We start from the raw sequence: 12,671 nt of genomic DNA on the forward strand, positions 1-12,671 counted from the left end.
TGGCTTCAACCTGATCGCTAGATACGGATTCCGGAAATTCGCAGCGTGGAAGGGAATTAAGAAATTGGCTTCTCCCGAGGGGTCGATAAGATTTCCGGGTGCCGACACATGAACCACGATTCGCGTGGCGGCCCTCGACATCCTTCATTCCCGACTCTCGCGATGGCTGACCCGAATCTCGATTCCGACCGTTTTCCCCCGTCGCTGTGGGCGGCCACGACCGCTGCGGCGGTATCGACCGCGCCGCTGCCGCCCGGCACGTACTTCGCGGACCTGCTCGTCATCGGCGCGGGTTTCACCGGCCTGAGCGCCGCGTTGCGCGCGGCGGAGCGCGGCAGCCGGGTGGTCGTGCTCGAAGCCGCCGAAATTGGCTGGGGCGCTTCCGGGCGCAACAACGGGCAGGTGATTCCCGCCATGACGCGAGCCGATCCCGATGCGATCGTCGCGGAATATGGCGCGGAGAAGGGCGAGGCGCTCGTCTCGCTGATCGGCGAATCCGCCAATACCGTGTTCGATCTGGCGCGGCGGCACCGCATGGATTGCGGCGCGGTGCAGGCCGGCTGGATCCAGCCCGCTCACCGGGCAAGCCGTCTTGGTCTTGCGCGCTCGCGCGTCGAACAATGGCGGCGGCGCGGCGTCGAGGCGGAACTGCTCGACCGCGACCGCACCGCCGAACTGACCGGCTCGTCGTTCTGGCACGGCGGCTGGCAGAACATGACCGGCGGCCACCTGAACCCGCTTGCCTTCGTGCGGGGGCTCGCGCGCGCCGCACAGGATGCGGGCGCCTGCATCCACACGCGCACGCCGGTCTCCTCGCTCACGCGCGAGAGCGCGCACTGGGTGGCGGCGCACGGCGACGCGCGCGTGCAGGCCCGCCGGGTGCTGATCGCGACGCATAGCTACACGGGGCGCCCGGCGCGCGCGCCGTGGCCCGGCATCGCGGACGCGCTGCTGCCGATGCGCTCGTACCAGATGGCGACGCAACCGTTGCCGGCGCACTTGCGCGCCTCGATCCTCCCGCACGACCACGCGATGTCCGACACGCAGTCCGATCTTCACTTCGCGCGCTTCGACCGCGAAGGGCGGCTCGTGACGGGCGGCGCGCTCGTCGTGCCGTTCGGCTATGAGGACCGGTTGCGCCGACGCATAGACGCGCGCGTGCGGCGCATGTTCCCGCAACTGGACGGCCTGCCGCTGCGTTTCGAGTATTTGTGGCACGGCGATTTCGCGGTGACGCCCGATCGCATGCCCCGCTTTGCGAAACTCGACGACGGGCTCTACACCTGGTACGGCTGCAATGGGCGTGGCGTCGCGCTTTCGACGGCCGTGGGCGCCGAGCTGGCGGACGTCGCGCTGAGCGGCGACGAGCGCGGCTCGCGGCTGCCGTTTTCCACGCTTCGGCCCATTGCGGCCCACGCGATCGTCGAGCGGCTCGCGATCGGCGCGATGCTTTATTACCGCTGGAAAGACCAGCGCGACTAGGAGCTTTCAATGGCACGGCATTTATCTGGAATCGACCATGTCGTCATCGCGGTGCGCGACCTCGACGCCGCCCGCGACGACTTCACGCGAATGGGTTTTGCGCTCACGCCTCGCGGCTATCACACGATGGGCTCCGAGAACCATTGCGCGATGTTCGGCGGCGACTATCTCGAACTGCTCACGGTGCGCCGCCCGCACCCCGTGACGGCGTTCTTCTCCGCCTTTCTCGAACACGGCGACGGCGCCGCCGCCATGGTGGTCGCGACCGACGATGCGCAGGCGCTGCATCGCGACTGGCACGCCGCCGGCATTCCGGTCGAGGCGCCCGCGAGCTTTTCGCGGCCCGTGCCGACCGCGCAGGGCAGTGCGGACGCAAGCTTTCGCATCACGCAGGTCGACGTGGCGTATACGCCTGGCGGCCGCGTGTTCGCGTGCGAACACCTCACGCCCGAACTCGTCTACGAGCTTGGGCGGGCGGCGCATCCGAACGGCGTGACAGGTCTTGCGGGCGTGACGATTTCGATTCCGCCCGCGCTGATGGAGACGGCCACGGACCGCTACGAGCGCGTGCTCGCGGCGAGCGCGACCGGACTTGGCGAGACGAGCCGCCTGATCCGTTGCGGCAAGGTCGACGTGCGGCTGGACAGCGCCACGCCCGCTGCTGTTTCACGCGCGCTGCCATGCTTTTCCGCGCTTACGTTCACGGTCGAATCGCTCGACGCCCTCGCGGACGTGCTGCACCGTGGCGGCGTCGCGGCGCAACGAAGCGCGCAGGCCGTGTGCGTCGAAGGCGCGCCCGCGCACGGCGTAACGTTACGTTTTGTCGAGGGAACACGCCCGGCGGCCTGATGAACGCCGCCTGAACCATCGCTCGACCCGCCACGTATCGAGTGACGCGACCTCATGACAAGGCGGTCGCATGAGCAACGATTCGATGTACTAACTACGTATTCAACCCGCTACGGAGTATTGACCCATGTGTACTGAACGAAAATTCCGCTTGCTGCCTTCCCTGTGTACCTGCGTCGTCCTTGGCTTGTCGGGTGGCCTCGCGCACGCGGCGGCCCTTACCGTGAAGGTCGGCGTGGTCGGGCCGCTGACGGGGCAGGACGCCGGCTATGGCAAGGACATCCTGAACGGCGTGACCATGGCGGTGGACGAAGCGAACGGGCAGCACCCGCGCATCGGCGCCGACGACGTGCGCTTCGAGATCGTCTCGCAGGACGACCAGAGCGACCCCCGCACCGCCGTGCAGGTGGCGCAAAAGCTCGTCGATGGCGGCGTGGCTGTCGTGATCGGTCACTTCAACTCGGGCACGACGCTGCCGTCGTCCACGCTCTACGACCGTGCGGGCATTCCGATGATCACGCCATCGGCGACGAATCCCTCGATCACGGCGCGCGGCTATGCGAACGTGTTCCGCATCATCGCCACGGACGCGCAGAACGCCGGCAACGCGGGCGCTTACGCGGTGAAGGTCACGAAAGCGACGCGCATCGCGGTGCTCGACGACCGGACCGCATTCGGTCAGGGCGAAGCGGACGAATTCGTGCGCGCGGTGAACGCCGCGGGCGGCACGATAGTCGATCGCGAGTATACGAACGACAAGGCGGTGGATTTCAGCGCACAGCTCACGCACATCAAGTCGCTCAACGCGGATCTGCTGTTTTTCGGCGGCCTCGATACGCAAAGCGCACTGATCGTGAAACGGATGAAGCAGCTTGGGATGAAGGCGCAGTTCCTGGCCGGCGGCGGCGTTGCCGACGTCAATTTCCTGAAGCTGGCCGGACCGGCGGCCGAAGGCGCGATGGCCTGGGAAAACGGGCCGTCGCTGCAAAGCCTGCCTGGCGGCAACGGTTTCGCGAACCAGTACAAGGCGCGCTTCGGCGGCGATCCGCTGCCGTATTCGCCGTTTGCCTACGACAGCACGCGCATGGCGATTGCGGCGATGCAGGCCGCGAAATCGGCTGCGCCCGGCGATATTTCCCGCGCGCTCAAGGGGCTCGAATTCAACGGCGTGACGGGCGCGATTTCGTTCGCGCAGAACGGCGACCGCAATCATGCCGTCTGTACGCTGTATCAGGTGAGCGACGGCGCGTGGAAGCCGGTCACAAGCTCCGCGCGCTGAGCGTCATGCGCCTGGGTCGCGTCAAGCCGTGCGGGGACGAACGGCACGGCGGCGAAAAAGACCCGGACCTTGGCGGTCCGGGCAAGACCGGAGCGCGGGGCGCGCGCTGCGGCCGGAGGTTCCGCCAGGAACGGGCGCTTCACGCGCGCTCGACCTGGACTTGCGGGCCGCGCGGCAATTACTGGCCGAAGTAGACCGGCTTCATGCCGTCATCCGAGGGGCGCAAGACGGCGGGCGCACCCGATGCCGACGAACCCGCCGGGGCACCGCCCACGGCGCTGTTCTGCGCGGCAACCTTGGCTTCGGCGGCCTGGATCGCTTCCGGATAGTGAGCGTTGTCGCCGTCGCCGGGGCGATAGCCGGCGTTTTCGAGCTGGATGAGTTCGGCGCGCACCTGGGCGCGGGTCAGCGGCGCGTTCGACTGGGCGAACGAAGCAACCGGGACGATAAGGGCAGCGGCTACGGCAACAGCCTGAATAAGCGACTTCATGATTACGACCTCCAGTTTGGTTGGTATTGGGTGCGGTATTTGCCGCAACCCATGACCAGAAGTGTAGAAGTCGTATGACTTGGGGTTAACCCCTAATTTCCAAAGGCACTGTTCCGGCTGGCAGAAGGATCGACGCGGCCCATTTTTCGCACGTTCGTGCGAAAACCGCTCAAGGCCACGCGGATCACCACGGAACGGTGCGCCCGAGATAGTCGACGTAATGCAAGCCCGCGCGGCCCGCGTGAGCGTCGATCGTGTTCACCAGGTTCGGAATGCTGTCCTCGATGCCGAGCCTCGCTTGCGGCCCGCCCATGTCGGTTCGCACCCAGCCGGGCGCCATGAGCAGCAGGGTGCGCGGGTCGCTCGCGTGGCGCGCCGCGAAGCTGCGCATGAACATGTTGAGCGCCGCCTTGCTGCCTCTGTACACCTCGTAATTGCCGTTCACGTTGTTCGTGACGCTGCCTTGCCCCGAGGACATCACGCCAATCGTGCCGCCGGGTTGAACGAGATCCTCAAACGCCTCGACCACGCGCATCGGGCTCAGCGAGTTCGTCACCATCACGCGCACGAATGCTTCCGTCGAGACATCCGCGATCGTTTCGCCGTCGTCGTTCTTGACGCCGGCATTGACGAACAGGAGATCCAGCCGCCGTCTTGCGAGCCGCTCGTGCAAGGCGGCGACCTGGTCCGGCACGGTGATGTCGACCGTTTCGACTTCCAGCGCGCCCGCCGCGCTTTGCGCGCGCTGGCGCAGCTTCGCCGTGGAGTGTTCTCTGCCCGTGGCGATCACGCGCCAGCCGCGTTTGAGATATTCCTCGACCATGGCGAATCCCAGGCCGCGAGACGCGCCGATGATCAGGGCGGTTTTTTGAATGGTGGCGTCCGGCATGGGCGTGTTTCCTGTGAACGAGAATGGAGGGAGCGCATCAAGCGTGTATCGAGCGCATATCAAGCGCGCATCAAGCGGTACAGGCAATATATCGGCGGCCGCATCGCGGCGGAACACGCGCGCGCTGCATTGATACCGTGCACCGGACGCCATGACCCGATACTCCATGCCAGGACGCAACATGCCGCAACCCGATCTGAATCTGCTCGTCGCGCTCGATGCCTTGCTCGTTGATGGCAGCGTGGTTGGCGCGGCGCGGCGGCTGGGGTTGAGCGCCTCGGCAATGAGCCGCACCTTGACCCGGCTTCGCGAGGCCACGGGAGATCCGCTGCTGGTTCGCGCGGGCCGGCGCATGGTGTTGACCCCTTATGCCGAGGAAATGGGCGGGCGCACGCGCGCGGCGCTCGACGAGGCGCGCGCCGTTCTGCTTCCCGCGAGGACCGAACTCGATCTTCAAACGTTGCGGCGGACCTTTTCCATTCGCGCCAACGAAGGCTTTGTCGAAGCCTTCGGGCCGGCGCTGATCGCGGCGGCCATGTCGGTCGCGCCCCACGTGCGTTTGCGTTTCGCGCCGAAACCGGAAAAGACCGCGACGCCCCTGCGCGACGGCTCGGCCGATCTGGAAATCGGCGTGCTGGGCGAAATGGGTCCGGAGGTGCGCTTGCAGGCGCTGTTTCGCGATCGCTTCGTGGGCGTCGTCAGAAAAGGCCATCCGCTGGAGGCCGACGCCCAGGTGAGCGCCGAACGGTACGTGGCGTTCGACCACGTCGTCGCGTCGCGGCGAGGCGTGGCGAACGGGCCCGTGGATGATGCGTTGGCCGCGTTGGGACTGGAGCGAACGATCGTCGCCGTGGTGCCGGGCTTTCCTGCCGCGCTGGCCGTGGCGCGCGATTCGAATCTCGTTGCGCTCCTGCCCGCCTCGTTCCTGAGCAGCCGGACGGAGGGCGGGCAGGGACTCGCTTGCGATGATGTCTATGCGTTCGAGCTTCCGGTCGCCACGGTAAAGATCACCGTGTCGCAGATGTGGCATCCCCGTTCGGAAGCGGACCCCGCGCATCGCTGGCTCAGGCAACAGGTGCTTTCGGTCTGTCGCCGGAAGTTTGCGCATTGACCGGTTCGCATGATGTTCGGATTACGAATTGAAAGGCTGAAAACGAAACCGGCTACGCCACGGCGGCCGCACCGGCGAGCGATTGCTGCGTGAGTTCTTCGAGCAAGGTCATGTCGCGGGCGATGACTTGCGAAAGATGCGCGCGCAGGAATTCCACCCACGTTTTCGTTTTCGCATCCACGAACTTGCGCGACGGATAGAGCGCGTGAATGCTGTTCTTCTGGAGCACGTGGCGCGGCAGCACGCGCACGAGCGTGCCGTCGCGCAAACCCTCTATCGCCGTATACACCGGCAGCATGCCGATGCCCAGGCCCTCGCGTATCGCCACCGCGAGCGACTCCGCGATATTCACCTGAACCGGACCGCTCACGTGCATCTTGACGCTGCCTTCGGGTCCTTCTAGCGTCCATTCGTGAGCGGGCACGCCGGGCGTCCTGAGGATCAGGCAGTCATGACGCGTGAGATCCGCCGGGGTGCGCGGCGCGCCGTGCTTGCGCACATAGTCGGGCGATGTGCACAGGATGCTGCACGAGTTGCCCAGTGGATGGGAGATGAGATCGGAGTTCGGCAGCGAGGCGGCGGTGATCACCGACACGTCGCTGCTGCCCTCGAACAGATCGGGCAGCGACTGCGAAAGGGTGAGTTCGACCGTCACTTCGGGGTGCATCATGCGATAGCGCGAGATGGCGGGCAGGATGTACTGCTGCCCGATGCTCGCGAAGCTGTGCATGCGCAGCGCGCCTGCGGGGCGTTCGTGCGCGCCGCCCGCTTCGTCTTCCGCGCGCGCGACGTCGGCGAGTATCTGTTTGCAGCGCTTCAGATAAACCTCGCCCGCGGGCGTGAGCGCGAGCCGGCGCGTCGAGCGGTTGAGCAGACGGGTGCGAATACGGGCTTCCAGTTCCGAGACCGCGCGTGACACCGCGCTTGTGGGTGAGTTGAGCGACTGGGCCGCCGCCGTGAAACTGCCGGCTTCGACAACGCGGACCAGCACCCGCATGTTTTGTAGGGTATCCATCAGACCTGCCAGACTTCCTTGTGAATATTTTTGTTCGCTGTAAAAGCGATATTGTCGCTGGTTGTGATTCGCCATTGTTGAGCGATCTGGAAGGGAGGTTCTTTTTGAGTCCCATTAATTCGCCCGATTGAGCCCCATACAATCGGCGCCCGAGCTCGCCATGCGCAGCGGCTCTCTTCATAACAAACCGGGTGTCGTGCTTTTTCATGAATCGCGAGCGAGCAGTCAATCGAGCGATAAACCTGCCTCATCGCGCCCGGGTCATCTGGCGCGCGGTGCGGCTCGGCCTGCGTGACTGGCGGGCCAGTCACGGCACGATCTGGCTTCACCTGCTCAAGACGGTCACGGCCGCGTTGCTCGCGATGGGCATTGCGATGCTGCTCGACTTGCCGCAGCCGCGTATCGCGATGACGACGGTGTTCGTGCTGATGCAGCCGTTGTCCGGCATGGTCTTCGCAAAGAGCGTGTATCGCATCGTGGGCACCGCGGTGGGCATGATCGCGGCGGTGGTGCTGGGCGCGGTGTTTATCCAGCAGCCCGAGCTATACATCATGGGCATCACGGCCTGGGTCGCCGCCTGCACGGCGGCGGCCATGCGCAACCGCCATTTTCGCTGGTACGCCTTCGTGCTGGCGGGCTATACCGCCGCGCTGATCGGCATTCCGCTCGTGATGCAGCCCAACGGTCTCTTTCTCGCCGCGCTCGGGCGCGGGGCCGAAGTGGCCGTGGGCATTCTGTGCTCCGGCGTGGTCAGCGCCGTGATCTTGCCCCGGCAGACGGTCTCGCTGCTGGAGAGCACGCTGCGCACACGCTATCTGGACTTCACCTCGTTCGCGGCGCTCGTGTTGTCGAGCGGGATCGAAAGAGGCGCGTTCGAAGGGCGATTCGCGAAACTCGTTGATGAGATCGTGGGCTTCGAGGCCACGCGCGCATTCTCTTTTTTCGAAGACCCGATCATGCGCGCGCGCAGCCAGTTGCTGGCGCGGCTGAACGGCGAGTTCATGGACGTGTGCGCGCGCCTGCACGCGTTGCGGCAACTGAAAAAGCGCCTGCGTTGGAGCGAGGAAGCCATCGCGCCGCTCGCGCCGTATTTCAGCGAGCTTGCCGCGCTGCTCGCGCAGCGCCCGCGCCAGGGCGAAGCGGATCGCGCGTACGCGCTGCGCATCGCGCGAGGGCTGGAGACGTTCATGCGCACGCTGCCGCGCCACGTGCGCGAGACCCGCCGGCCGCTGGAAACCACCGCGCCCGATGCGTTGCAGGAATTCGATACATCGGCCGAACTGATCTATCGCTTCACGGCCGAGATCGTCCGCTACAGCCGCACCTGGGCGTCGCTCAGGCAGGCGGGCCTGCCCACGGAGCGCCGCATCACGCGTTATGTGCCGCGCACGAGCTGGTACGTGGTGGCGTTCACGTTCATGCGCACGGCCGTGGTGGTCGCCACGCTCGGCTGGTTCTGGGTGGAAACCGACTGGCCGAGCGGCGGCCTCGCGATGATCGCGGGCGCGCTGACCTGCGCGCTCACGTCGTCCGCGCCGCGCGCCACGCGCATGGCCTTCCAGATGGCCGCGGGTGCGGGCTGCGCGGCCGTGGTGGGCTATCTGCTCCTGTGCTACGCGTATCCGAACATCGACGGCTTTCCGCTGCTTTGCGCGGTGCTCGCGCCGATCTTCGCGCTCGGCGCGTTCCTCGCGACGCGCCCGCGCATCGCGGGCTTCGGGGTGGGCTTTTCCGTGTTCCTGTGTCTGCTCGCGGGCCCCGACAACGTCATCGCCTATACGCCGGATCTGCTGATCAACAACGGCATCGCGGTCGTCGCGGCGATGATCCTGGCCGCGCTCGCATTCGCGGTGGTGTTCCCGCCTCACATGACCTGGCTTGTCGAGCGTATGCGCGTGGCGTTGCGCGCTCAGGTCGTGCTTGCGTGCCACGGCGAACTGGATGGCCTCAATCAGCAGTTTCAGTCGGGCACGCACGATCTGATGCACCAGTTGCGGCTTCTGCTTAGCGGGCGTGCGCAGGCGCACCGCCGCGCACTGCGCTGGATGCTGATCACGCTGGAAGTGGGGCACGCCGTCATCGACCTGCGCCACGAGGCGCACACCGCCGCGTGGTTAGGCGCCGCCGACAGCCGGTGGCCCGCATGCCTCGAACAGGTGAAAAGCGATATTGCGCGGCTTTTCGAGCATCCCGGCGCGGAGCAGCTCGAACGCGCGCTGATGGCGGTGAGCGCGGCCACCTGGATCGCCCAGCAAGCGCTGCCCGCGGTCCGCCACGACCGCGAGCGCCGCCACGACGTGCAGCGGCTCCTGAGCCACCTGCATTTCATCCGCAGCGCGCTCATCGACCGCGACACGCCGCTCGGCGCGATTGCGCGCCAGGCCGCGTTTCACCGTCCGCTGCGCACGCGCGCCGCTTGAAGCAGAGGGCCCGCGCGATCTTGCTGCGGTCTGCAAAGATGCGATCCACGCCACGTCCTTAATCATTTCGACTCCAGGTCATATAGTCACATCACTGCTTACGCAGTACCCGTTAGCACTGGAGATGAAAATGAAGTCCCTGAAGATCGCTGTTGTTGCCTGTTCGCTGTTTGCCGCCGCCGCTGCGTATGCGCAGAGCGAGGCACCGGCAGCGGGTGTTCCCCAACAGGTCGTGCAATCCGCCGCCCCGCAGGCAGCGCAAGCCCCTGCCCGTAGCGAGAGCGCGAAGCCCGCAAAGAAGGACGAATGCGTCGGTCCGGTCAGCTTCTGCAATATCTATTTCGGTAGCTGAGATCGCGCGCCGCGCGCGTTAAGAAGACGCTTCGCCCTGGCCACGGCGTCGGCCGCTTCGCGAGGCATGCGAGGAGTGCGAGAAGTTTTGTTGCAAGCGGGATGGCGCACCGCGGGGCCGAACCAGGATTCGTTGACCCCCAACGCGCTGGGATTACTGCGTGAGTGCCCGTGTTGCCTACCCAACCCGCAGAGCCTGCGGCTCACATGGAGGAGCGTGGCAGGCACTCATTCCCTTTCATTCCCTTTCCGCCTTGCCGGCCCCGTCCGGTGTTATTTCCCCTCGAAGCAGACGTCATCCACGTCACTCCCCGAATGTCTCGTTGCGCCATAGCGGCCTGGCCAACGCTACCGGGACATCGCACCCTGCGCCGCGAGCGCTTCGCTCCGGCCGTTCAGTGAGCCATCAGGATACGCATTCATGGGCCGCCCCAAATTCAGGAAAACGGGTTGCAAACACGTGACCCGCAACACACTCTTGCCGCTCGCCGCGTCAATGGTTCGCGCGACCTCGTTGCAGAACCATCTGGCGCTAGAGGCGCTGCGCAGCCGCTACGGCGCGAGCCTGCATGTCACGCTGCTCTTTCGCACTGTCTATCTGACCTACCTCTTGCGCGACGCCATCGAGCAGGGCTGTGATCTGGACGTGTTCCAGGACGCGGAATCCGCGCTATATCAATGCAGCCTGCGCGCCGACGAGGACGGGTCATGGCAGCTTGCCGAAGCCGATATCGACGCGCTCAAGATCGTGCTGACCGTGCACGACTGGCAGCTTCAACTGGTCCCGGCGCATGTGTACGAGTCCGCATGTGCGCACCTGCTTGATTACTTGATTAGCGGCGAGAAGACGGTCATTCCCGCGTCATCGGGCGATGGGGTGGACCGGAAGGTCTGATTCGCCCGGTTGAGAGCATCAGCATGCCGAAAGATTATTTCGGCATGCTGATGGTTTGAGTGTGGTGATGGGCGTGGTTGCGACGGAAGTCGCGATGAGGTCTACGTCAACGCCTCGCGCACCGGGGAGGGCGCGCGAGGCCAGGGATCAGACTGGCGTGACCCCGCGTTACCGGCCTGCCGCATCAAACCGCGCGGCGGACCATCAGTTCCTTGATCTTGCCGATCGCCTTGGTCGGGTTCAGACCCTTCGGGCAAACGTCGACGCAGTTCATGATCGTGTGGCAACGGAACAGCCGGTACGGGTCTTCCAGGTTGTCCAGACGGTCGCCCGTGGCTTCGTCGCGGCTGTCCGCGATGAAGCGGTAAGCCTGCAACAGGCCTGCCGGGCCGACGAACTTGTCCGGGTTCCACCAGAAGCTCGGGCACGAGGTCGAGCAGCTTGCGCACAGAATGCACTCGTACAGGCCGTCGAGTTCGTCACGCTGCTCAGGCGACTGCAAACGTTCCTTTTCAGGCGGCGGCGTGTCGTTGATCAGGTACGGCTTGATCGAGTGATACTGGTTGAAGAACTGCGTGAAGTCGCAGATCAGGTCGCGCACGACGGGTAGGCCCGGCAGCGGGCGCAGCACGATCTTCGCGGGCAGGTCGTTCAGATTCGTGAGGCACGCAAGACCGTTCTTGCCGTTGATGTTCATGGCGTCCGAACCGCACACGCCTTCACGGCACGAACGGCGGAACGACAGTGTTTCGTCCACTGCCTTGAGCTTGACCAGTGCGTCGAGCAGCATGCGCTCGTGCGTGAGTTCCAGCTCGTATGTCTGCATGCGCGGCGCTGCGTCCTTGTCCGGATCGTAGCGGTAGACTTCAAAAATACGTTTGGCCATTTCCGATTCCTTGTGACTGGCGGGTGCCTTAGAACGTACGCGGCTTGGGCGGCACGGGCGCGACGGTCAGCGGCGTCATGTGAACCGGCTTGTATTCAAGGCGGTTGTCTTCGCTGTACCAGAGCGTGTGGCGCAGCCAGTTTTCGTCGTCGCGTTCCTTGTGCTCGCTCGGCGCGTGCGCACCGCGGCTTTCCTTGCGCGCTTCAGCGGACACCATCGTGGCGCGGGCCACCTCGATCATGTTGGTCAGTTCCAGCGCTTCGACGCGCGCGGTGTTGAACACCTTCGACTTGTCTTTCAGGTGCACATGTTTGACGCGCTCGGCCACTTCCTCGATGTTGCTGACGCCTTCGGCCATCAGCTTCTCCGTGCGAAACACGCCCGCATGCTTTTGCATCGTCGAGCGAATGTCGCCGGCGACCGCTTGCGTGTACTCGCCCGACGAGGACTTTTCCAGCTTCGCGAGGCGCGAGAGCGCGAAGTCGGCGGCGTCGGCCGGCAGCGGCTTGTGGTCGCGCAGTTCCTTCACGTGCTTAATGATGTGGTTGCCGGCCGCACGGCCGAACACCACGAGGTCGAGCAGCGAGTTCGTGCCGAGGCGGTTCGCGCCGTGCACCGAGACGCACGAGCATTCGCCCACGGCATAGAAGCCGTTCACGACTTCCTTGTGACCCTTCGCGGTGCCAATGACCTGACCGTTGATGTTCGTCGGAATGCCGCCCATCTGGTAGTGGATGGTCGGCACGACCGGGATCGGCTCCCTGATCGGATCGACGTTGGCGAACCGGATGGCGATCTCGCGAATCGACGGCAGGCGCTTCGTGATGGTCTCGGTGCCGATATGCGAGAGGTCGAGCAGGATGTGATCCTTGTGCGGACCCACGCCGCGCCCCTCGATGATTTCCTGACCCATCGAACGCGAAACGAAGTCGCGCGGCGCCAGGTCCTTCAGCGTCGGCGCGTAGCGCTCCATGAAGCGCTCGCCGTTCGAGTTGCGCAGAATG

The 12,671-nt window shown here is 65.4% G+C and carries 12 protein-coding genes; 7 read left to right on the forward strand and 5 right to left on the reverse strand.

Annotated elements, in window-relative coordinates; all coding sequences use genetic code 11:
• The first annotated feature begins 162 nt into the window (after window positions 1-162).
• The 3 genes from C7401_RS42680 (at window position 163) to C7401_RS42690 (ending at window position 3,610) form a co-directional block, all read left to right on the forward strand.
• Window positions 163-1,482, forward strand: coding sequence for an NAD(P)/FAD-dependent oxidoreductase (locus tag C7401_RS42680; RefSeq protein ID WP_112178083.1), 1,320 nt, complete (start codon window positions 163-165; stop codon window positions 1,480-1,482).
• A 9-nt stretch (window positions 1,483-1,491) separates the two neighbouring features.
• Window positions 1,492-2,331, forward strand: a complete 840-nt coding sequence (locus C7401_RS42685; RefSeq protein ID WP_112178084.1) for a VOC family protein — start codon at window positions 1,492-1,494, stop codon at window positions 2,329-2,331.
• Window positions 2,332-2,458: 127 nt separating this feature from the next.
• A complete protein-coding gene (locus C7401_RS42690; RefSeq protein WP_112178085.1) occupies window positions 2,459-3,610 on the forward strand; it encodes a branched-chain amino acid ABC transporter substrate-binding protein in 1,152 nt (383 codons plus the stop codon).
• Between the two features lie 178 nt (window positions 3,611-3,788).
• On the opposite strand, the gene C7401_RS42695 is transcribed toward C7401_RS42690, so the two are convergent.
• Together C7401_RS42695 and C7401_RS42700 are read right to left on the reverse strand one after the other, a co-directional pair.
• Window positions 3,789-4,100, reverse strand: a complete 312-nt coding sequence (locus C7401_RS42695; RefSeq protein ID WP_112178086.1) for a DUF4148 domain-containing protein — start codon at window positions 4,098-4,100, stop codon at window positions 3,789-3,791.
• Window positions 4,101-4,284: 184 nt separating this feature from the next.
• Window positions 4,285-4,989 carry an SDR family NAD(P)-dependent oxidoreductase gene (locus C7401_RS42700; RefSeq protein ID WP_112178087.1) on the reverse strand — a complete coding sequence of 235 codons (705 nt, stop codon included), beginning with the start codon at window positions 4,987-4,989 and terminating at the stop codon, window positions 4,285-4,287.
• Window positions 4,990-5,170: 181 nt separating this feature from the next.
• Here C7401_RS42700 and C7401_RS42705 point away from each other — a divergent pair, with 181 nt between their 5' ends.
• Window positions 5,171-6,100, forward strand: a complete 930-nt coding sequence (locus tag C7401_RS42705) for a LysR family transcriptional regulator (protein ID WP_112178088.1) — start codon at window positions 5,171-5,173, stop codon at window positions 6,098-6,100.
• 52 nt (window positions 6,101-6,152) lie between these two features.
• Here C7401_RS42705 and C7401_RS42710 read toward each other — a convergent pair whose 3' ends face one another.
• Window positions 6,153-7,115 (reverse strand): LysR family transcriptional regulator, encoded by a 963-nt coding sequence (locus C7401_RS42710; protein ID WP_112178089.1) that lies wholly within the window; start codon window positions 7,113-7,115, stop codon window positions 6,153-6,155.
• 206 nt (window positions 7,116-7,321) lie between these two features.
• Here C7401_RS42710 and C7401_RS42715 point away from each other — a divergent pair, with 206 nt between their 5' ends.
• The 3 genes from C7401_RS42715 (at window position 7,322) to C7401_RS42725 (ending at window position 10,781) form a co-directional block, all read left to right on the forward strand.
• Window positions 7,322-9,535, forward strand: a complete 2,214-nt coding sequence (locus C7401_RS42715) for an FUSC family protein (RefSeq protein WP_112178095.1) — start codon at window positions 7,322-7,324, stop codon at window positions 9,533-9,535.
• Window positions 9,536-9,665: 130 nt separating this feature from the next.
• Entirely contained in the window at window positions 9,666-9,887 is a 222-nt protein-coding gene (locus tag C7401_RS42720; protein WP_112178090.1) for a hypothetical protein, read from the forward strand.
• A gap of 420 nt (window positions 9,888-10,307) precedes the next feature.
• Window positions 10,308-10,781: a hypothetical protein gene (locus C7401_RS42725; RefSeq protein ID WP_146758094.1), complete on the forward strand. Its 474-nt coding sequence runs from the start codon at window positions 10,308-10,310 to the stop codon at window positions 10,779-10,781.
• A 184-nt stretch (window positions 10,782-10,965) separates the two neighbouring features.
• Here the strand turns inward: C7401_RS42725 and C7401_RS42730 are convergent, their stop codons facing one another.
• Together C7401_RS42730 and C7401_RS42735 are read right to left on the reverse strand one after the other, a co-directional pair.
• Window positions 10,966-11,667: a succinate dehydrogenase iron-sulfur subunit gene (locus C7401_RS42730; RefSeq protein WP_112178092.1), complete on the reverse strand. Its 702-nt coding sequence runs from the start codon at window positions 11,665-11,667 to the stop codon at window positions 10,966-10,968.
• Between the two features lie 28 nt (window positions 11,668-11,695).
• The coding region (locus C7401_RS42735) for an FAD-binding protein (protein ID WP_146758095.1) at window positions 11,696-12,671 on the reverse strand (976 nt) is incomplete at its 5' end.

The organism is Paraburkholderia unamae (genome assembly GCF_003268775.1).
GTDB lineage: Bacteria > Pseudomonadota > Gammaproteobacteria > Burkholderiales > Burkholderiaceae > Paraburkholderia > Paraburkholderia unamae.

Excerpts from the sequence above, each read along its gene's own strand:
- C7401_RS42730 (WP_112178092.1), bottom strand. The coding sequence starts at position 11,667 with ATGGCCAAACGTATTTTTGAAGTCTACCGCTACGATCCGGACAAGGAC.
- C7401_RS42680 (WP_112178083.1), top strand. The coding sequence starts at position 163 with ATGGCTGACCCGAATCTCGATTCCGACCGTTTTCCCCCGTCGCTGTGG.
- C7401_RS42720 (WP_112178090.1), top strand. The coding sequence starts at position 9,666 with ATGAAGTCCCTGAAGATCGCTGTTGTTGCCTGTTCGCTGTTTGCCGCC.
- C7401_RS42690 (WP_112178085.1), top strand. The coding sequence starts at position 2,459 with ATGTGTACTGAACGAAAATTCCGCTTGCTGCCTTCCCTGTGTACCTGC.
- C7401_RS42725 (WP_146758094.1), top strand. The coding sequence starts at position 10,308 with ATGGGCCGCCCCAAATTCAGGAAAACGGGTTGCAAACACGTGACCCGC.
- C7401_RS42685 (WP_112178084.1), top strand. The coding sequence starts at position 1,492 with ATGGCACGGCATTTATCTGGAATCGACCATGTCGTCATCGCGGTGCGC.
- C7401_RS42700 (WP_112178087.1), bottom strand. The coding sequence starts at position 4,989 with ATGCCGGACGCCACCATTCAAAAAACCGCCCTGATCATCGGCGCGTCT.
- C7401_RS42695 (WP_112178086.1), bottom strand. The coding sequence starts at position 4,100 with ATGAAGTCGCTTATTCAGGCTGTTGCCGTAGCCGCTGCCCTTATCGTC.
- C7401_RS42710 (WP_112178089.1), bottom strand. The coding sequence starts at position 7,115 with ATGGATACCCTACAAAACATGCGGGTGCTGGTCCGCGTTGTCGAAGCC.
- C7401_RS42705 (WP_112178088.1), top strand. The coding sequence starts at position 5,171 with ATGCCGCAACCCGATCTGAATCTGCTCGTCGCGCTCGATGCCTTGCTC.
- C7401_RS42715 (WP_112178095.1), top strand. The coding sequence starts at position 7,322 with ATGAATCGCGAGCGAGCAGTCAATCGAGCGATAAACCTGCCTCATCGC.